The organism is Marinicauda salina, assembly GCF_003122085.1.
GTDB lineage: Bacteria > Pseudomonadota > Alphaproteobacteria > Caulobacterales > Maricaulaceae > Maricicauda_A > Maricicauda_A salina.
The window spans coordinates 24,535-43,262 of sequence record NZ_QEXV01000006.1; the positions used below are offsets into that span (position 1 = coordinate 24,535).

Here is an 18,728-nt window from a genome sequence, read left to right on the forward strand (position 1 = left end):
CGGCTCAACGCTCTAGCACGGCGCGTCGGTTCCGCCGAGCGGCGTCACGCCGCCGCGCGCGCCGGCGCCTCGGCGGCGAGCCAGCGCCAGACCTGGGGCCAGAACACGTCGGCCATCTTCTCGCGGAAGAAGCCGTCATGGCCGATGCGGCCGCGGCCGAGATCGGCGTGGCGGACGATTTTCATCTCCGTCGGCGCGCTTTCGAACTGGGCGAGCAGCCAGCGCGTCGCCGCCGGCGTCGCGATCGGGTCGTCGTCGGCGACCCAGGCGCAGACCGGCGTGTTGAATGCCGCATATCGGCTGAGCAGGCCGGTCTCGGCGAGCGTGTCGCGGAAATAGTCCGGCGTGACCCCCCAGTCGCGCCAGTCATTCCAGACGCCGGCCGGCAGCGGCTCGCCGCGCCAGAGACGGCCCCTCGGGACATGGCCCTTCAGCGCCAGCTGGAGCGGTCCGACGACGCGCCAGAACAGCCAGCCGAGATGCTTCACGGGCGCGCTGTGGAGCCCCCAGTAGCCCGAGGACGAGGAGAGCAGCGCGACGCGCCGCAGCGGCAGGTCGCCGTCGATGAGCGGCACGAAATGCCCGCCGATCGAGTGGCCGACGACATCGAGCGGCAGGCCCGGATATTCTTCGCATGCGAACCGCGCCGCGGCGGGCATGTCGCGCAGACCCCAGTCGAGCATGCGCGCGTCCTCGTCGGCGAACGCGACCTCGCGGGAGGCGCCCTGCCCGCGATAGTCCCAGACAAGCACCGCCCAGCCCTGGCGCGCCGAGGCCTCGGCGAAGGCGGTGTAGAAGTCCTGGCGGTACCCGGTGGCGGGATTGATCACCATCACCGCGATCGGCGCAGCCGGCGCGATGAGGCGCCCGCGCAGCGTCCGGCCGTCCTCGGCGGCGAAGGCGACGGCGCGCGTCTCCGGTTGGTGGCCGGCGAACTGGTCCATGGAGTCCCCTCTCACCGCTACACCCCCTTTGCGCCCCGCTTCAGTGTGGACTTTTCCACAGGTTTTGTTCAAGCGCGCACGGCTGGCCGGACGCAGCGCCGACGGGTATGAATCGAGCGCCCCGCCGCAGCAAGGAGCCTGTTCATGTCCGACGTCGACGCCCGCCTGAAGGAGCTCGGCCTCGAGCTGCCCGAGCCCGTCGCGCCCGTGGCGAACTACGTGCCCTTCGTGCGCAGCGGTGATCTGGTTCACGTCTCGGGCCAGATCGCGAAAGGTCCGGACGGGCTTGTAACAGGCGTGCTGGGCCAGAATCTCGACGTCGCCGGCGGCCAGGCGGCCGCGCGCTACTGCGCGCTCAACCTGATCGCCCAGTTCAAGATCGCCTGCGACGGCGACCTGGATCGGGTCAGGCGGGTCGTGAAGCTGGGCGGCTTCGTCGCCGCCGACCCCTCCTTCACCGACGTGCCCCAGGTCATCAACGGCGCCTCCGACCTCATTGGCCAGGTCTTCGGCGAGAAGGGGCGTCATGCGCGGTCGGCCGTCGGCGTGGCCGCGCTTCCTCTGGGCACGGCCGTCGAGATCGACGCCGTGATCGAGATCGGCTGAGGGCGAGGCCTCACGCGCGACGATCCAGAGCCTATATTCGCCGGCATGACCATGTCCGCGACCGCCGCCGGATCCCCGACCGCATGAGCGATGTCCGAATCCGGATGATCGAGCGCCTGGGCGAGGTCTCCCCGGGGGCCTGGGACGCCGTCGCCAATCCGCCGGGCGCGGCCTGCGACCCCTTCCTGAGCTGGGCGTTCCTGGATGCGCTGGAGACGTCCGGCTCGGCGGTCGAGGAGGCCGGCTGGGGGCCGCGGCACCTCCTCGCAGAGGACGGCGACGGAAAGCTTGTCGGCGCGCTGCCGCTCTATCTCAAAGGGCATTCCTATGGCGAGTACGTGTTCGACCACGCCTGGGCGCATGCGCTCGAGCGCGCCGGCGGCGCCTACTATCCCAAGCTGCTGACCGCCGTCCCGTTCACACCGGCGACGGGACGCCGCCTGCTGTCGCCCGAGCCCGAGGTGCGCGACCTGCTCGCCGGCGCGGCGATGAAGGTCTGCGCCGAGTGGGGCGTGTCGGGCTGGCACGTGCTGTTCCCGTTCGAGCCCGAGTGGGCGCGGCTGGGCGAGCTCGGCCTGCTTCGCCGCGCTGACATCCAGTTCATCTGGGAGAATGACGGCTACGCCAGCTATGACGACTTCCTCGCCGCGCTGTCCTCGCGCAAGCGCAAGGCGCTCAGGAAGGAGCGCGCGGCCGCGCAGGCCGGCCTCGAGATCGTCCCGCTGACGGGAAGCGATCTGACCGAAGAGCATTGGGACGTCTTCTTCGCCTGCTACCAGGACACCGGCGAACGCAAGTGGGGCTCGCCCTATCTCAATCGCGAATTCTTTTCGCTGGTCCACGAACGCATGGCCGAGGACGTGCTGCTGGTGATGGCCCGTCGCGACGGCCGCTGGATCGCCGCGGCGCTCAACTTCATCGGTTCGGAGGCGCTGTTCGGCCGCTACTGGGGCTGCCTCGAGCACCAGGACAACCTGCATTTCGAGCTGTGCTACCACCGGGCCGTCGACTTCGCGATCGATCGCGGACTGAAACGAGTCGAGGCCGGCGCGCAGGGGCCGCACAAGATGGCGCGCGGCTACCGGCCTAGACCCGTCTATTCCGCCCACTACCTTACGAACCCGGGCCTGTCGGACGCCGTCGCGCGCTTCCTGGAACAGGAGCGCCCCGCGGTCGAATCCGAGATCGTGGAGCTGGAAAGGGATTCGCCCTATAAGCGAGGATGATGGGGCGGTGGGTTCCAATACGTCATCTGATGACCCGTTCGGAAGCGCTGGTCGAGGTCAGCCTGCTGCGCAGCGCCGGGCTCGAGGCTTGGTCGCCGGAGCTGACCGGATTCGCCGCCTATCCGAATCTCGAGGTTGGCTCATTCCACCAGTACCGGCTTCTGGTCACTGAGCCTCATGTCGAGGCAGCGCGGGATTTTCTCGCTGCATCAGGTGCGGATGTCGTGGAGCCGCCATTTTCCTGCCAGCAGTGCGGTGGTCGAAGCCGCCGTCTGCGGCGCGTGTTGGCGATCACGGCGGTCTTTCTCTTCCTGGACGGATTCTATTTGGTGCCGATCCTGCGACGCAAAAGGATCTGTACTGCCTGCCGCCGCCGGTTTCTCCCCGCCAAACCCGATGCGTTCACCGAAGAGGAGCTTGGGTACCGGCCGCCCGATGGGAAATTGAGCTTGGCCGCGATCCGCCGATACCTCGCACCGGGCGCCCTGGAGCCGCGGATCAAGGCGCTGCTGGGCTGGACGCGCTCGGTTGGTTATGAACCGAGAGACGAAATGCAAGCCTCAGGAGAGCACCCCGATGAGCCTTCACGGGACCTATGACGACGACAATATCTTCGCCAAGATCCTGCGCGGCGAGGCGCCGGCGGTGAAGGTCTACGAAGACGACCACGTGCTCGCCTTCATGGACGTCTTCCCGCAAACCGAGGGCCACACCCTGGTCCTGCCCAAGGAGAAGGCGCGCAACCTGCTGGAGCTGTCCGACGAGGCCGCGCGCGAGGCGATCACGCGGGTGAAGAAGGTCGCGAAGGCCGTCGAGGCCGCGCTGGAGCCCGACGGGGTGGTGGTCACCCAGTTCAACGGCGCGCCCGCCGGGCAGAGCGTGTTCCACATCCACTTCCACATCATCCCGCGCTGGGAAGGCCGCGGCCTCGGCCGGCACGGCGGGTCCGGCGAGATGGCGGACACGGGCGAACTCGAAAAGCTCGCCGAGAAAATTCGCGCGAAGCTCTAGCCCGCGGGCGGCGCGTCGAGTTCGGCGGCGACGCGCTTGAGCGTCGCGGGCCGGTAGACCTCGCGCTCGGGCAGCGTTTCGGGCGGCGAGCGCCAGCGGGTGACGGCCGGATCGGACACGGCGTCGAGCCGTTCGGGGCCGGAGCGCGGCCGGCGCGACACCCACCCCAGGAGGTCGACGCCTTTCTTGCCGCTGATGTTTCTGAGCGGCGCGCAGGCGTCCGGGGCAAGCCCCGAGATGGCGTCGGGTTCGAAGCGCAGGCCGGCGGCCTCCGCGCCCGCTTTCACCCAGAGCAAAGCGCCGTCGGACAGGCCCGTGACGTCCCCGCCCCCGCCGACCGAGCCGTGATCGCCGGGGAACCATTGCTGCTGGTACGGCGCGGGCTCGACGTCGGCCTCGGCGTTGAGCCGGTCGAGCTTGTCGCGATCCCAGGGAGAAGCGTCGAAGATGCGCCGCGTCTCGTCGATCGCGAGCGCGTGCCGGGCGCTCTCGACCATCGCGCTGATGCGCGCGTCGTGGAAGCGATAGCGCCGGTTGAACAGCGCGGCGATGAAGAGATGGTTGGGAACCCCGAGCGCGCCGACCGTGTCCCAGAGCCCCATGTGGCGGATGGTGAGCGGCGTCGACCGTTCGGCGAGACCGGGGCGGTTCGCCCGCCGCCAGGCGAGATCGTGTTCGCTGACATGCATGTCCGGCGCGTGCTCGGCGCGGAAGGCGCAGGCCCGGTCGGCGTCGGGATGATCGTTCGGATCGCGGCTGCGATAGAGCCTGACGGCGTCCTTGATCCGGCGCGCGGAGCTTCGTCTGACGATCCCCGCATTGCGGATCAGTCCCGCCAGCGTGCGCGCGGTGAAGGCGCCGCGCGAGAAGCCGAAGATGTAGATCGCGTCGCCGGGGGCATGGTTGAACACGAGGAAGCGGTAGGCGGCCTCGACATTGGCCATCAGGCCGACGCCGAACGCCCCGCCGAGGAATTTCTCCGCCCGGCCCAGCACCGGCTGGCCGGTCCCCACGCCCTCGCCGTACCAGACGATCTGCGGCGCGCCTTCGGCGTCCGCGCCTGCGACGGCCTCGGCGAGCTTGACGACATTGGTCGGCTCGGGCGCGTCGAGCCCGTTCCAGGTTCCGTCGCAGAAGATGGCGATGCGCTTCATGGACGACGCCTCCGCGGCGCACTCTACCATGACTTGTATCAGGGAGCGGATAGCGGCGCGGCCGGAGAGCGCACGGCGCGCGCCCTTGCATTTTCGAACGATCGTTCGTAAATACGATTCATGAGCAAATCCGAAGACACCCGCGCCCGCATCCTCGACACCGCCCTCGCCGAGACCGCGCGCACCGGCTATGCGGGGCTGTCCATCGGCCACCTCGCCGAAGCCGCCGACATGTCGAAGAGCGGGCTGTTCGCCCGCTTCGGCGGCCAGGACAAGCTCCAGGTCGCGATCATCGAGGCCGCCTCGGCGCGCTTCCGCGCCGACGTCATCGATCCCGCCCGCAAGGCCCATCGCGCCCGCGGCCGCCTGGAGGCTCTCGCCGCGCGCTGGATCGGCTGGCTGATGGATCCCAGGCGCGGCCGCCCCTGCCCACTGCTGCAGGCCGCTTTCGAAACGCCGGGCCTGACGGCGCCCGCCGCCGAGACCGCGCGCCAGGCGCGGCGCGACTGGACGGCCTATCTCGAGCGGCTGGCGGGGCTCGCGATCCGCGAGGGCGATTTCCGCCCCGACCTCAAGCCCGCCCGCTTCGCCTTCGCGTTCGAGGCCGCCGGCCTGGCGCTGCATTCCTACGCCGCGATCCAGGAACGCGACGACGCGATCGAACTCGCCGAGGCCGAGTTTGCCCGCCTGTTCCGGGCCGCCTCGGCATGACGGTCGCCAAGCCGGCCATCTGGATGGCCAATCTCTCCGCGCTGATCAATCCGGCCGGCTACAAGCGCGTCGCCGGCAAGCGCTTCGTCACGCCGCGCAAGCGCAGCCAGACCGATCGCGGGCGCGAGTTCGTCGACAGCCTCGAGGCGGGCTGGATCACCGGTCCGCTCGGCCGGCAGCGCGTCCATGCCGGCGGCGACGGGCCGCTGGTCTTGTTCCAGCACGGCTGGGAGGCCGACAGCGCCGATCTCTCCACCCTCGCCGAGGCAGTGATGAAGGCCGGCTTCGCGGTGGCGCTGATCGACGGCCCCGCCCACGGCGCCTCCGAAGGCGAACGCGCGACCATGGTCGATTTCGCCGCCGGGCTCGGCGCGGCGGCCGCCGAGCTGGGCCGGCCCCACGCCGTCGTCGCCCACTCGATGGGCACGCCCGCGACCGTCGTCGCCATGCGCGATCACGGCCTCGCGCCGGCCGCCGTCGTCAGCCTCGGCGCGCCCAACGCGCTGCCCGACAATGTCGCCTTCCAGGGCCGCGCCATGGGACTGTCGGGCCGCGCGATCCGGCTCCTGCTGGAGGCCATCGAGTTCCGCATGGGCCGGCCGGCGGAGGAATTTCGCGTCGAGCGCGACGCTCCCGCCTTCTCGGCCCGCGCGCTGATCGTCCACGGGACAAACGACCGCATCGCCCCGCCCGTCGCCGCCGAACGCATCGCCGCGGCCTGGCCCGGCGCCGAGCTCGCGCTGTTCGACGACCTCGGCCATCGCGGCGTGCTGAGGGATCAGGCGGTGCTGGAGAGGGTTGTGGGGTTTTTGAAAGACGGGTGAGCGTCCGACGGTGCGGTCGCGACGCGACCTCACCCCGCATCTTCAGTCGCGATACACCTCCTCACCTTCGCCTCTCCCCCTTGATAGGGGGAGAGGGATCGGCGCCCGGCGCGACGGTTCTGAATAAGGCTCGACCCCGACGCCCCTTCTCCCCTCCCGGAGGGGAGAAGCAAGATGAGGGGAGGAGACGCGACACCGGCAAGTTCGCGGCCCGACGGCGCAGGCAGGCGCCGACGACGAACGATTCTGGATGGCCGGAACGAGTCCGGCCATGACACGCCGGGATGAAGGGATTCATCGTCATCGCCGGGCTTGTCCCGGCGATCCAGAGGAACCGGGCCTGCGTCCCAAGAGCGCAGCCGACGCAATCCGGAACCCAAAAGGAGAACGCGCCCACTCCCGGGCAACGCGTCTCCCCATCCTGGCCCCTTGGGTCCCTCGCCTCCGCGAGGGCGAGCAAGTCCAAGGGCCGAACCAATGAGAGTGTCGAGGCGGGTCTGCCTGCCAGAAAAAAGCCCGCCGGCGCGAACCGGCGGGCTAATTCGCTCTGTCGGACGCGACAGCGCCTACCGCACCGTCTCCTCGTCCTTCGTCTTCGAGCCCTTGGGCTTGTTCGGCTTGAGGCGGTCGGCGGGGATGATCTCGAAATCGAGCCGCTCGGGATCGGCCGGGTCGACATCGACCTTGACCACGCCGCCCTTCTTGAGCTGACCGAACAGGATCTCGTCGGCCAGCGGCTTCTTGACGTGCTCCTGGATCACGCGTCCGAGCGGGCGGGCGCCGAACTTGTCGTCATAGCCCTTGTCGGCGAGCCATTTCGTCGCCGCGTCGGACAGCTCGAAGGTCACGCCGCGATCGGCGAGCTGGGCCTCGAGCTGCAGGACGAACTTCTCGACCACGCGGCCGACGATCTCCGGGCTGAGCCCGGCGAAGGGAATGGTCGCGTCGAGGCGGTTGCGGAACTCCGGCGTGAACAGGCGCTCGATGGCGGCCTGGTCCTCGCCCTCGCGCTTGCCGCGGCCGAAGCCGATGGCCTCCTTCTCCGCGTCCGACGCCCCGGCGTTGGTGGTCATGATCAGCACGACGTTGCGGCAGTCGATCTTCTTGCCGTTGGCGTCGGTGATATGGCCGTTGTCCATCACCTGCAGCAGGATGTTGAAGATGTCCGGGTGGGCCTTCTCGATCTCGTCGAGCAGCAGCACCGAGTGGGGATGCTGGTCGATGGCGTCGGTCAGCTGGCCGCCCTGGTCGTAGCCGACATAGCCCGGCGGCGCGCCGAGCAGGCGGCTGACCGTGTGGCGCTCCATGTACTCGCTCATGTCGAAGCGCAGGAGCTCGACGCCGAGGATCGAGGAGAGCTGGCGGGCGACCTCGGTCTTGCCCACGCCCGTCGGGCCGGAGAACAGATAGCAGCCGATCGGCTTGTCCGGCTCGCGCAGGCCCGCCCGGGCGAGCTTGATCGCCGAGGCCAGCTTGTCGATCGCCTCGTCCTGGCCGAACACGACGCGCTTGAGGCCCGTGTCGAGATCCTTGAGCGCGGCCTCGTCGGACTTCGACACCGACTTCGGAGGAATGCGCGCCATCTTGGCGACGACGGTCTCGACTTCCTTCACGCCGATCGTCTTCTTGCGCTTGGACTGGGCGATGAGCCGCATTGAGGCGCCAGCCTCGTCGATCACGTCGATCGCCTTGTCGGGCAGCTTGCGGTCGCCGAGATAGCGATCCGACAGCTCGACGGCGGTCTTGAGCGCCTCGTTGGTGAAGCGGATGTCGTGGAACTCCTCGAAATAGGGCTTCAGGCCCTGGAGGATCTTGATCGAGTCGGCGACCGAGGGTTCGACCACGTCGATCTTCTGGAACCGGCGCGCCAGCGCGCGGTCCTTCTCGAAGTGCTGGCGATACTCCTTGAACGTCGTCGAACCCATGCACCGCAGCGTGCCCGATTGCAGCGCCGGCTTGAGCAGGTTGGACGCGTCCATCGCGCCGCCCGACGTGGCCCCGGCGCCGATGACGGTGTGGATCTCGTCGATGAACAGGATGGCGTGCGGGCGCTGCTCCAGCGCCTTGATCACCTGCTTGACGCGCTCCTCGAAATCGCCGCGATAGCGCGTGCCGGCGAGCAGCGTGCCCATGTCGAGCGAATAGATGACGGCCTCTTCGAGCACCTCGGGGACGTCGCCCTCGATGATCTTGCGCGCCAGTCCCTCGGCGATGGCGGTCTTGCCGACGCCGGGATCGCCGACGAGCAGCGGGTTGTTCTTGCGCCGGCGGCACAGCACCTGGACGCAGCGCTCGACCTCGGCCTCGCGGCCGATCAGCGGATCGACGCCGCCGGCGCGCGCCTTGGCGTTGAGATCGACGCAATAGGCGGCCAGCGCGTCGTCCTTGTCGCCCGACTTGGCCTCCTCATCCTCGGCCTCTTCGGAGCCGGTCGGCCGGCGGCTCTCGGACGCGCCCGGCTTCTTGGCGATGCCGTGGGAGATGAAGTTGACCGCGTCGTAGCGGGTCATGTCGCGCTCGGCGAGGAAGTAGGCCGCATGGCTCTCGCGCTCGGCGAACAGCGCAACCAGCACGTTGGCGCCGGTGACCTCCTCGCGGCCGGAATTCTGCACATGGATGACGGCGCGCTGGATGACGCGCTGGAAGCCCGCGGTCGGCTTGGCATCCTCTTCGTCCTGGACGACGAGGGTCGCGAGTTCGTCGTCGATGTATTCGGCCAGCGTCGAGCGAAGCTCCTCCACGTCGACGTCGCAGGCGCGCATGACCGCGCCGGCGTCCTCGTCGTCGCACAGCGACAGGAGCAGGTGCTCCAGCGTGGCGTACTCGTGGCTGCGTTCATTCGCGGCCGCGAGCGCGCGGTGGAGGCTTTCCTCGAGAGCGGGCGAAAATGACGGCAAGACCTAATCCTTTTCCATCGTGCACTGCAGAGGATGCTGCGCCCGGCGCGCCGCGTCCATCACCTGGACCACCTTGGTCTCGGCGACCTCGTAGGTGAACACCCCGCACACGCCCACGCCGTGTTGATGGACATGAAGCATGATGCGCGTGGCGTCCTCCTGGCCCTTGTTGAAGATCGCCATCAGGATCTCGATGACGAACTCCATCGGGGTGTAGTCGTCGTTGAGGAGCAGCACCTTGTACATGGACGGGCGCTTCGTCTTGGCGCGCGGCTTGAGCGCCACGCCCGTGCGCCGTCCGGGATCAGCGGGACTTCTCCGTTCCGTCATGACCGAGTCGCATGCACCCTCACGCGTCCGGGACTCAACCCCGGCCCTGTAGATTAAATAGGAATGGTTAAGCGAGTGGGAAGCCCCCGGATGCGGCCGTCCACAGCGCAAAAAAAATGGCCCGGCGAAAATCGCCGGGCCAGTTCTGGGAGGAATACCGTCCGCCGCGGGAGGCGCGGCGCGACGTCATCGCAGCGCGATTAGCGCTGGGATTGCATGACCTCGACGGCCGCGGCCATCCGGTCATTGAGCGGCTTGAAGCTGTCCTTGAACAGGCCGGACATCAGCTCCGAATTCCGGTTGATCTGCGCCAGGTAGGCGTCGAGCGCTGACTTGGTGAAATCGGACTGGATCTCGATCATGTCCTGGACGGACTTGGCCGAGGCCAGCGACTTGGCGGCGGTCACGCCGTCCTCCATCGACTTCTTGGCGTACTCGAGCGTGTTCGAGTTGATCTCCTCGATCGACTTCGACGCGACGGTCGCCGAAGCGATGACGGCGTCGACCGTCTCCTTCTGGAAGGCGCTGGCGTCGTTGAGCGCGGTCATCGTGCGCTCGAAGCCGTCCTGAACGGCCTTGTTGGAGGCCGCGGTCACGGTCTCGATGGTTTCCTTGGCGGCGTCTTTCTTGGCGGTGCTCATCTGGGAGGCTCCTGAGTATCTGCGGGGTTCGGAAGGCTTGCGGGCCTTCGACTTGGTTTTCGACCGGGCCTGCGGCTTCGAGGCCGGCTTCGACTTCGGCGCCGATTTCGCCTTGGCCGGGCTCTCGGGCTTGGCCGCCGGTTTCGGATCGTCGACCTTCGCCGGCGCCGCTTCCGGCTTGGCGGCCGGAGCCGCCTCGGCTTTCGCGGCGGGCTGCGCCGGCGTTTCGGCGGCGGCTTCCGGCTTGGGAGTCTTGGCGTTCTCGGACTGGTCCGTCATGGCTCGACTCGCTTCTTCGCAACTGCAGCAAATATCTCTATTCAAGCCCCGGATGTCAAGAAATTTGTTGCGCTGCACAAAACCCGGAAATCCCGGTGAGTTAACGCTGTCGCAACCGCTCGCGCGGATGCTGGCGGCCATGGTGCGCGCCCTGTTCATCCTGCTGGCGATCGTGATCGCGACGTCCCCGGCCCGGGCCGCCGATCGCTATGCCGCGTTCGTCGCGGACATGGAAACCGGCGAGGTCCTCCACGCCCGCCAGGCCGACGCCGCCCGATATCCCGCCTCGCTCACCAAGATGATGACGCTCTATATGCTGTTCGAGGCGATCGAGGCCGGCGAAGTCGCGCTGGACGACGAGATCACCGCCTCGGCCGAAGCCGCCTCGCGGCCGGCGTCGAAGCTCGGGCTCGATGCGGGCGATACGATCGGCGTCGAGGAGGCGATCCGGGCGCTGATCATCGAGAGCGCGAACGACGTCGCCGTGGCCGTGGCCGAGCATCTCGCCGACAACGAAACCGCCTTCGCCGCGCAGATGACCGCGCGCGCCCGGACGCTGGGGCTGGAGGCGACGACATTCCGCAACGCCTCGGGCCTGCCCGACCGCGGCCAGCGCACGACGGCGCGCGACATGGCGCGCCTGGCCTATGCGCTCAGGCGCGATTTCCCCGAGCGCTTCCACTACTTTTCCGAAACGCGCTTCCGCTGGGACGGCGTCACCCATCGCAGCCACAACACGCTGGTCGGCCGCGTCGACGGCGTGACCGGGCTCAAGACCGGCTATATCCGCGCGTCGGGCTTCAACATCGCCGTGACCGCCGAACGCGCCGATCAGAGCCTGATCGCCGTGGTCATGGGCGGGCGGACCGCGGCGGTGCGCGACGCCCATGCGACCGAACTCGTCGAGGCCGCCTTCACGTCGCTGGAGGCGCGCCGGGACGGCCTGGTCCTGGCCGCGCGGCAGGCGCCCCGGCTCAACCCGATCCGCGAGCAGGAAATCCTCACCGCCGAACTTTCCGATGTCGACGCGCCGCGCGCCATGGGCTCGGCCGCCGGCGCGCCAGCGGTCTCCGTCGTCGTCGACGACGCCGAGCCGACGCTCGACCTCGCCCCCCTCTGGTCCGTGCAGGTGGGCGCCTTCGGCTCACGCAGCGCCGCCGAGGAGCGTCTGAACGCCGTTGCGCGCATGCCGCTCGCCGATCTCGCCCCGCTCAACGCCGCCGAACCGGTGGCCGAGCCCGTCGCCCGCGGCGGACGCACGCTCTGGCGCGCCCGCTTCTCCGGCGTCGGACCGGATGCGGCCCGTCGCATCTGCGCGCGGCTGGCCAGCGTCGGCGAGTCCTGCTTCGCCGTCAGCCCGCACGCCTGATCCGGCGCGCTACTTCGCTTTCGTGAGCACGTCGTAGGCTTCGCGCACCCGCGCGGCGAGCGCGTCCGTGCCGCCCGCATCGGGATGAACCTGCTTCATCAATGTGCGGTAAGCCGCGCGGATCTCGTCCTCGCCGGCGTCGGGCCCGACGCCGAGCACCTCGCGGGCCTCGCGCACGCTCATGCCCCCGCGGGACGATTGCGTGCGCGTTCGCTCCCCTCCGCCTTCAGCGCCGTCGTCACCCCCGCGCCGCCGCCCGCCCCGCAGCGCCACGCCGAGCAGACCCAGCGCGGCGGCGATCATCGGCGCGCCGAGAACGGCGAGGCCGCGAACGGTCAGCAGCACGCCGAGCAGCACGCCCCCGACGCCGAGCGCCCAGCGAGCGGACTGCGCGGCGTTGCGGCGCTCCATGCGCGAGAACGCCCAGCCCACCGCCAGCATGGCGGCGAGTGCGGCGAGAAGCGGCAGGATCAGGCTCATGGCGTCCCGACGGGATCAGAAGGGGAAGGACGCCCCCTCCAGCCCGGGGAGTTTCAGCACGATCAGCAGATCGCGCAACTCCTGGCGCGCGGCGACATGGCTCATCGTGAACTGGACGCGCGATCCGGTCTCGGTGAGGTCGAGCAGGGTCAGGCCCGCCGGAAACAGCTCGCGATAGATGACGCGCTCGGAGAAGCCCGGCGACAGCCGGAAGCCGACGCGCTCGGACAGCTTGCGCAGCCCCTCGCCCACGCGGCGCTTGTTGCGCGCGTCGAGCGTCGAGATCCGGTTGCGCATGACGACCCAGTCGATCGAGGTCCGCTCGCGCGCGGCCTTCTGCTTGCGGCAGTTCCAGACCAGCTCCGAGTAGAGGCTCGGCCGGCCGACATCGAAGGTCTCGGGATCGACCTCGGCGAGCAGGGCGAAGTCGATGAAGCTGTCATTGACCGGCGTGATGATGGTGTCGGCCGAGGCGTGCGCCAGCCGCGAGAGATGCGTGTCGCCGCCGGGCGCGTCGACGATGATGAAGTCGCACTCCGGCTTGAGCGCGTCGAGACAGTCCGCCCAGGCTTCGAGCTCCTCCATCTCGGCGGCGTCGAGATCGCGCGCCTGGCTCGGCGTGAGTTCGTGAACCAGGGGATAGGGCAGCTCGACGCCGCGGCTCGCCGTCCACTGCCGGCGGTTCTCGAGATAGCGCGTCAGCGTCGCCTGGCGCAGGTCGAGATCCACGAGGCCGACGCGCTTGTCCATGCGCATCAGCGCGATCGCGAGATGGATGGCGACGGTGGACTTGCCCGCCCCGCCCTTCTCGTTGCCCACGACGATGAGATGGGCGTTGCGCGCGGGCGTCTCGGCGACGGGCGCGGATCGCGGAATTTCGATATCGGCCGATTGCGTCATCACTCACTCATCCGCCGGGCGGAACGCGCCCGGTTGCGGTCGGAAATAAGGATCGGACGCGCGCGAATCCCCCCGGCGCCCGCGACCTAGATGAGGCTCATTCGCCTGAGTCGGCAAGGGGTTCGCCGGTGAAATCCGCCGTCGCGCACCAGTCCTCCGACGCGCCGATCCGCCGGCACGCCGCCTGGGCGGCCTCGGCCGTGTCGAACGGCCCGGCCTTCAGGCGCAGGAAGACGCCGCGCTCGCCGAGATCGACGCGCGCCATGCGCGGCCTGAGCTCGGCGAGTTCAGGGTGGGCCGCGCGCAGCTGGCTCCAGCCGGCCTCGAGCGTCTCGACGCCGCGATAGGACGCCAAGTGGATGGCGTAGAGCAGACTCGCCGAGCCCTCGAGATCCGGCGCGGGCGGCGGCGGGCCGTCGACCTCCAGCGTCGGGCGGATCGCCGCGGGCCGGCGCGCGGGCGCAGGCTCGGTCGGCGCCGGCGCGGCGGCCGTCTGCATCGGTTCGGCCGCCTCCGGGGCGGCGGTCAGCGCGCGTTCCAGCGCCGTCATTTCGGTTCGCGCACGATCAAGATCGTCCGGCGAGCGGCTCGCGCGCGCCTCGAGCATTCCGGCGAGCGCCAGCGCCTGGCGCGCGGCGGGCGTGGCGGCGCTCGCCGAAGACGGTTCGGTCTCCTCCGAAAGCGACCCCGAGGCGCATCCCGTGACCGCGAGCGCGGCGGCTATCAGCATGAAACGACGCATGAACCGGCTCCTAGCGCGAGTCGCGCGCGCTTGCCTCCCCGAACGGCGCGCGGCTAGCTTGCGTCGCCGCCCGCCCGGAGTCACCCCGAAGCCGATGTCCGCCGACACCCCCCTGCCCGCCGTCCACACGGTCGCCGATCTCAGCACGCGGATCGCGAGCTGGCGCGCCGAAGGCCGGCGCATCGGCTTCGTGCCGACGATGGGGGCGCTGCACGCCGGGCACCTGGCGCTGGTCTCCGATGCGCTCGAACGCGCCGACCGCGTCATCGCCAGCGTCTTCGTCAATCCGACCCAGTTCGCGCCCGGCGAGGACTTCGACAGCTATCCGCGCACGCTCGACGCCGATGCGGCGAAGCTCGCCGAGGCGGGCTGCCACCTGCTCTACGCCCCGACCGCGCGCGAGATGTATCCCGAAGGCTTCGCCACGACAGTCTCGGTCGCGGGCCCCGCGGAGGGCCTGGAGAGCGAAGCCCGCCCGCACTTCTTCGCCGGCGTGGCCACGGTCGTGGCCAAGCTCCTCAACCAGGTCCGCCCGGACGTCGCCGTGTTCGGAGAGAAGGACTACCAGCAGCTCCTCGTCGTGCGCCGGCTCGCCGCCGATCTCGATCTGGGCGTCGAGATCGCGGCGGGCGCAACGGTGCGCGAGCCTGACGGCCTCGCCCTGTCCTCGCGCAACGCCTATCTCGACGCCGCCGATCGCACGCGCGCCGCGCGACTGAACGTGATCCTGAAGGAGCTGGCCGAGGCGCTGGCGTCCGGGACGCCGGTCGACGACGCCATCAAGACGGCGCGCGCAGCCGCCGGAGAGGCGTTCGACGCGGTCGACTATGTCGAGGCCCGCGACGCCGAGACCCTCGCTGAACTTCCGCCCGGGCCGGTCGACCGGCCCGCCCGGGTGCTGGCCGCGGTGCGGCTGGGCGATGTCCGCCTCATCGACAACATGGCTGTATGACCCCCACCCCGGCCCTCCCCCAAGGGGAGGGAGCCAGGCCTTCGTTCTTCGACGCACCAGCGTCGGAATCTGCGCCGACGGAATCCCCCTCCCCTCGAGGGGAGGGTCGGGGTGGGGTGCGTTCAAGATGTTCTCAGAACGGTCACCACGCCCCCAGCTCGATGAGCTTGCGGCGCAGCTCGTCGGGCAGGTCCTCGCCGCCGCTCGCGGCCGTGAGGTCGCCGGGCGCCTCGTGCGGCTCGAGATAGCGCCAGCCCTGGAAGGGCCGCTTCGGCGAGGGATTGGTGCGCACGATCTCGGGATCGAGCCAGATGCGGCAGCGCCTGATCCCGTCCTCGCCGACGACCTCCTCGAGGTCGAGGATGCGCTGGCGCACCTGGACGATGCGCTTGATCACCCAGTAGAGCGAGCCGCCGTCGAGGAGCGCGTCCCTGCGCTTGGGAAACATCCGCGTCGTGTGCGACATCGGCCCGCCGCCCGGCGCGGTCGTGTCGCGCCAGGCCTCGAGATCCTCGATGGAATCCGCGCCGACGCACAGCTTGATCAGGTGAAGCGGCATGGGCCCGGAGATATGACGACTCAGGGCGCCGGTCAAAGCGCGCCGCTCAGGCGGTCGCGTGCTCGCCCATATCGCGTTCGGTTGCGGTCTCGAACACCGGGGCGGGCCGCGCCGCCGGACGCCGCGCGATCGCGGTCCCCAGACGCCAGGATTGCGAGATCGCCAGCTTGATCATCGCGCCGAGCCCGGTTCCCCCGCTCGAACGCGGCGAATAGCCGATCCGGCGCAGCAGCGCGTTGGCGTGCAGCACGCCGGTGCGCATCACCGACTCGAACGTATCCATCTTGAGCACGACCGAGACGTTGAGATCGGCCAGCGTCTCGGCGCAATACGGCGCGTTGAGCGGCCAGGACAGCAGCGTTCCGCCCTCGAGATCGCGCACCGCGGCCTCGATCTCCCATTCGGGCGGCGGCGCGGTCTCGTCATCCTCCGCGCCGAGCAGCGCGCGCTCAAGCTTGCGCTCGTCGAGCCAGGGCGCATAGGGCGGATAGACGAAGACGCGCTGGCGGCCCTTGACCTGGAACAGGCTCACCTCGGGAAAGTCCGCGCGATAGGCCAGGTGCGCGCCCGGTCCCGAGATCAGGATGTCGGCCGAGCCGCCGAAGACGTGGAGTCCCGGATTGAGCCGGCGCAGCTGGGCGATCAGGGACTCGAACATCGGCTTGTAGGCCGCGTCGCGGCTCATCGCCTCGCGCAGCTGGATGCAGGCGCGCCCGCTCCGGACCGCGTCCAGCAGATCCATGCCGTCGCCGGGTTTCACGGGCGCGGCTCCGCCCTCGCCGCCCTTGCGGCGGATCTCCAGCAGATCGCCGGGATGACGCTCGATCAGCTCGGCCAGCGCGAAGTCGGTGAACTCCTGCGCCTGATTGAGCCGGTGGCGCGCCGCGGTGACGCCGCGCCGGAATTCGCCGCGATTCTCGGCCGTCCAATGGGTGATCACGAGATCCGTCATCTCCGTCTCCGTCGCAAAACGGGACGCCTCCAGGGGCGTTCGTCCTGCAACGGAGCAGAAACCATGCCGCTCAGGCGGCTGCGTCGGACTCCTCGGCGAGCACCACCAGGAGGTCGCCGTCGCCGACCTGCGCGCCGGGCTCGGCGTGGACCGTTTCGACGCGTCCGTCCCGCGGCGCGCCGAGCGACTGCTCCATCTTCATGGCTTCCAGAACGACCAGGGTCTGGCCCTTCTCGACGCTGTCGCCGGGCTTCACCGAGACCGACAGCACCTTGCCGGGCATCGGCGCCTTCACCGCATCGCCGGCTGCGAGGCCCTCGGCGGCGGCCTCCGCATTGAAGCGTTTGAGCAGCACCGTGTCGCCGCGCGCCGAGACGAGGAAGCCGCCCTCATAGGCCTCGACATCGACGGCGACCGCGCCGTCGTCGAGCCAGGCCTCGAGACCGCCGCTCCCGCCGGCGAAGTCGCAGGCGACGCGCTCGAGCCTGAGCGGCTCGCCGTCGATCTCGGCGACCAGATCGCGGCCCTCGCGGACGAGCGCCACCTCGACGCGCCCCTCCTCGCCGGCGAAGCCGGTGATCAGGCGGGCCGGGCCGTTGACGCGATAGCCGTCGGCGAGGCTCCAGGGATCGGCCGCCGGCGTGGCGAACGGCCCCCCATCCATCCAGGCGAGCGCCGCGGCGACGTGGTGCAGCGCGGGCGCGCCGGCCGGGGCGAGCTCCTCGAGCCGGGCGTCGATGAAGCGGGTGTCGACCTCGCCGGCCCGGAAGGCGGGATGGTCGAGCGCGCGGCGCAAGAAGCCGGCGTTGGTGCGCACCGGATAGACGCGCACCTCGTCGTCGATCGCCTCGACCAGCCGGTCGATCGCCGCCTCGCGGGAGTCGCCGTGGGCGATGATCTTGGCGATCATCGGGTCGTAGTGCAGCGAGACCTCGCCGCCCTCCTCGACCCCGGAATCCACGCGCATGTCCTCGTCATGTTCGGGCAGTTCGAGCCGATGCAACGGCCCGGTCGAAGGCAGGAAACCCGTGGCGGGGTCCTCGGCGTAGAGCCGCGCCTCGACGGCGCAGCCATGGATCGCGATCTGGTCCTGCTCGGGCACGGATCCGCCGGCGGCGACCTTGAGCTGGAGCTCGACCAGGTCGAAGCCCGTGATCGCCTCGGTCACCGGGTGCTCGACCTGCAGCCGCGTGTTCATCTCCATGAAGAAGAAGCCGTCCTCGCGGAGCGGCCCGGAGCCGTCGACGATGAACTCGATCGTGCCCGCGCCGACATAGTCGACGGCCTTGGCGGCGCGCACCGCCGCGGAACACATCGCCGCACGGACGGCGGGCGTCATGTCCGGGGCGGGGGCCTCCTCGATCACCTTCTGGTGACGGCGCTGCAGCGAGCAGTCGCGCTCGAAGAAATGCACCGCGCGGCCGCGCGAGTCGCCGAAGACCTGCACCTCGATATGGCGCGGGTTCTCGATGAACTTCTCCAGCAGGACGCGCTCGTCGCCGAAGCTCGAGGCCGCCTCGCGCTTGCAGCTGTCCAGCGCGGCGTCGAACTCCTTGAGCGCCTCGACCTTGCGCATGCCCTTGCCGCCGCCGCCGGCGACGGCCTTGATCAGGACGGGAAAGCCGATGCGGCCGGCCTCCTTCTTCAGGAAGGCCGGGTCCTGGTCCTCGCCGTGATAGCCCGGCGTGACCGGCACGCCGGCGTCTTCCATCAGCTTCTTGGCGCGGTCCTTCAGCCCCATCGCCTCGATCGCCTCGGGCGACGGGCCGACGAAGATGATGTCATTGGCCGCGCACTTGCGCGCGAACTCGGCGTTCTCCGACAGGAAGCCGTAGCCGGGATGGATGGCGTCGGCGCCGGTCTGTTTCGCCGCCTCGATGATCTTCTCGGCCAGCAGATAGCTCTCGCGCGCCGGCGACGGGCCGATATGAACCGCCTCGTCGGCCTCGCGCACGTGCGGCGCGTCGGCGTCGGCGTCGGAATAGACCGCCACCGTGCGCACGCCCATGCGCCTTGCGGTGCGCATCACGCGGCGGGCGATCTCGCCGCGATTGGCGATGAGAAGCGTCTCGATCATGTCGCTATCCGGGTCGACGGGAAGTTCCGGCGGTCATAGCCCATCTGCGGCGCGAAGGTAAAACCTATCGTCCT

The 18,728-nt window shown here is 69.7% G+C and carries 19 protein-coding genes; 8 read left to right on the forward strand and 11 right to left on the reverse strand.

Features of this window, described 5'->3' with window-relative positions; genetic code table 11:
* Positions 1 to 44 precede the first annotated feature (44 nt).
* The gene (locus DDZ18_RS11955; protein ID WP_109253637.1) at positions 45 to 944 is read right to left on the reverse strand and encodes an alpha/beta hydrolase family protein; all 900 of its coding nucleotides are present in this window, start codon (positions 942 to 944) and stop codon (positions 45 to 47) included.
* Between the two features lie 144 nt (positions 945 to 1,088).
* On the opposite strand from DDZ18_RS11955, the gene DDZ18_RS11960 reads away from it, so the two are divergent.
* The 4 genes from DDZ18_RS11960 to DDZ18_RS11975 all read left to right on the forward strand — a co-directional run bounded on the left by DDZ18_RS11960 (position 1,089) and on the right by DDZ18_RS11975 (position 3,787).
* Positions 1,089 to 1,550, forward strand: a complete 462-nt coding sequence (locus DDZ18_RS11960; protein WP_109253638.1) for a RidA family protein — start codon at positions 1,089 to 1,091, stop codon at positions 1,548 to 1,550.
* Positions 1,551 to 1,633: 83 nt separating this feature from the next.
* A complete protein-coding gene (locus DDZ18_RS11965; protein ID WP_109253639.1) occupies positions 1,634 to 2,776 on the forward strand; it encodes a GNAT family N-acetyltransferase in 1,143 nt (380 codons plus the stop codon).
* A 29-nt stretch (positions 2,777 to 2,805) separates the two neighbouring features.
* Positions 2,806 to 3,375 (forward strand): hypothetical protein, encoded by a 570-nt coding sequence (locus DDZ18_RS11970; protein WP_109253640.1) that lies wholly within the window; start codon positions 2,806 to 2,808, stop codon positions 3,373 to 3,375.
* A complete protein-coding gene (locus DDZ18_RS11975; RefSeq protein WP_109253641.1) occupies positions 3,353 to 3,787 on the forward strand; it encodes an HIT family protein in 435 nt (144 codons plus the stop codon). The genes DDZ18_RS11970 and DDZ18_RS11975 overlap by 23 nt, the downstream gene beginning before the upstream one ends.
* Here DDZ18_RS11975 and DDZ18_RS11980 read toward each other — a convergent pair.
* A complete protein-coding gene (locus tag DDZ18_RS11980) occupies positions 3,784 to 4,941 on the reverse strand; it encodes a DUF2235 domain-containing protein (protein ID WP_158272155.1) in 1,158 nt (385 codons plus the stop codon). The two genes, DDZ18_RS11975 and DDZ18_RS11980, sit on opposite strands and share 4 nt — an antisense overlap.
* A gap of 120 nt (positions 4,942 to 5,061) precedes the next feature.
* On the opposite strand from DDZ18_RS11980, the gene DDZ18_RS11985 reads away from it, so the two are divergent.
* Together DDZ18_RS11985 and DDZ18_RS11990 are read left to right on the forward strand one after the other, a co-directional pair.
* Positions 5,062 to 5,652: a TetR/AcrR family transcriptional regulator gene (locus DDZ18_RS11985; RefSeq protein ID WP_109253643.1), complete on the forward strand. Its 591-nt coding sequence runs from the start codon at positions 5,062 to 5,064 to the stop codon at positions 5,650 to 5,652.
* Positions 5,649 to 6,476, forward strand: a complete 828-nt coding sequence (locus DDZ18_RS11990) for an alpha/beta hydrolase (RefSeq protein WP_109253644.1) — start codon at positions 5,649 to 5,651, stop codon at positions 6,474 to 6,476. The genes DDZ18_RS11985 and DDZ18_RS11990 overlap by 4 nt, the downstream gene beginning before the upstream one ends.
* 566 nt (positions 6,477 to 7,042) lie before the next feature.
* Here DDZ18_RS11990 and clpA read toward each other — a convergent pair.
* The 3 genes from clpA to DDZ18_RS14170 all read right to left on the reverse strand — a co-directional run bounded on the left by clpA (position 7,043) and on the right by DDZ18_RS14170 (position 10,623).
* A complete protein-coding gene (gene clpA, locus DDZ18_RS11995) occupies positions 7,043 to 9,373 on the reverse strand; it encodes an ATP-dependent Clp protease ATP-binding subunit ClpA (protein WP_109253645.1) in 2,331 nt (776 codons plus the stop codon).
* A gap of 3 nt (positions 9,374 to 9,376) precedes the next feature.
* Complete coding sequence (gene clpS, locus DDZ18_RS12000; RefSeq protein ID WP_109253646.1) at positions 9,377 to 9,703, reverse strand: ATP-dependent Clp protease adapter ClpS; 327 nt, start codon at positions 9,701 to 9,703, stop codon at positions 9,377 to 9,379.
* 200 nt (positions 9,704 to 9,903) lie between these two features.
* A complete protein-coding gene (locus DDZ18_RS14170) occupies positions 9,904 to 10,623 on the reverse strand; it encodes a phasin family protein (protein WP_233245829.1) in 720 nt (239 codons plus the stop codon).
* A 127-nt stretch (positions 10,624 to 10,750) separates the two neighbouring features.
* Between DDZ18_RS14170 and DDZ18_RS12010 the strand changes: the two genes are divergently transcribed.
* Positions 10,751 to 11,992 (forward strand): D-alanyl-D-alanine carboxypeptidase, encoded by a 1,242-nt coding sequence (locus tag DDZ18_RS12010; protein WP_233245830.1) that lies wholly within the window; start codon positions 10,751 to 10,753, stop codon positions 11,990 to 11,992.
* Positions 11,993 to 12,001: 9 nt separating this feature from the next.
* Here the strand turns inward: DDZ18_RS12010 and DDZ18_RS12015 are convergent, their stop codons facing one another.
* The 3 genes from DDZ18_RS12015 to DDZ18_RS12025 all read right to left on the reverse strand — a co-directional run bounded on the left by DDZ18_RS12015 (position 12,002) and on the right by DDZ18_RS12025 (position 14,114).
* A complete protein-coding gene (locus DDZ18_RS12015) occupies positions 12,002 to 12,472 on the reverse strand; it encodes a J domain-containing protein (protein WP_109253647.1) in 471 nt (156 codons plus the stop codon).
* Positions 12,473 to 12,487: 15 nt separating this feature from the next.
* Positions 12,488 to 13,372, reverse strand: a complete 885-nt coding sequence (locus DDZ18_RS12020; RefSeq protein WP_109253648.1) for a division plane positioning ATPase MipZ — start codon at positions 13,370 to 13,372, stop codon at positions 12,488 to 12,490.
* 97 nt (positions 13,373 to 13,469) lie between these two features.
* On the reverse strand, positions 13,470 to 14,114 hold the full coding sequence (locus DDZ18_RS12025; RefSeq protein ID WP_158272156.1) for an SPOR domain-containing protein: 645 nt from the start codon (positions 14,112 to 14,114) through the stop codon (positions 13,470 to 13,472).
* A 94-nt stretch (positions 14,115 to 14,208) separates the two neighbouring features.
* Between DDZ18_RS12025 and panC the strand changes: the two genes are divergently transcribed.
* Positions 14,209 to 15,066 (forward strand): pantoate--beta-alanine ligase, encoded by an 858-nt coding sequence (panC, locus tag DDZ18_RS12030; RefSeq protein ID WP_109253649.1) that lies wholly within the window; start codon positions 14,209 to 14,211, stop codon positions 15,064 to 15,066.
* A 142-nt stretch (positions 15,067 to 15,208) separates the two neighbouring features.
* Here the strand turns inward: panC and DDZ18_RS12035 are convergent, their stop codons facing one another.
* From DDZ18_RS12035 to DDZ18_RS12045, 3 genes are all read right to left on the reverse strand, one after another.
* Positions 15,209 to 15,625 carry a DUF1489 family protein gene (locus DDZ18_RS12035; RefSeq protein WP_109253650.1) on the reverse strand — a complete coding sequence of 139 codons (417 nt, stop codon included), beginning with the start codon at positions 15,623 to 15,625 and terminating at the stop codon, positions 15,209 to 15,211.
* A gap of 46 nt (positions 15,626 to 15,671) precedes the next feature.
* Positions 15,672 to 16,577: a hypothetical protein gene (locus DDZ18_RS12040; RefSeq protein WP_109253651.1), complete on the reverse strand. Its 906-nt coding sequence runs from the start codon at positions 16,575 to 16,577 to the stop codon at positions 15,672 to 15,674.
* Between the two features lie 70 nt (positions 16,578 to 16,647).
* Complete coding sequence (locus tag DDZ18_RS12045) at positions 16,648 to 18,654, reverse strand: acetyl/propionyl/methylcrotonyl-CoA carboxylase subunit alpha (protein WP_109253652.1); 2,007 nt, start codon at positions 18,652 to 18,654, stop codon at positions 16,648 to 16,650.
* Positions 18,655 to 18,728 lie beyond the last annotated feature (74 nt).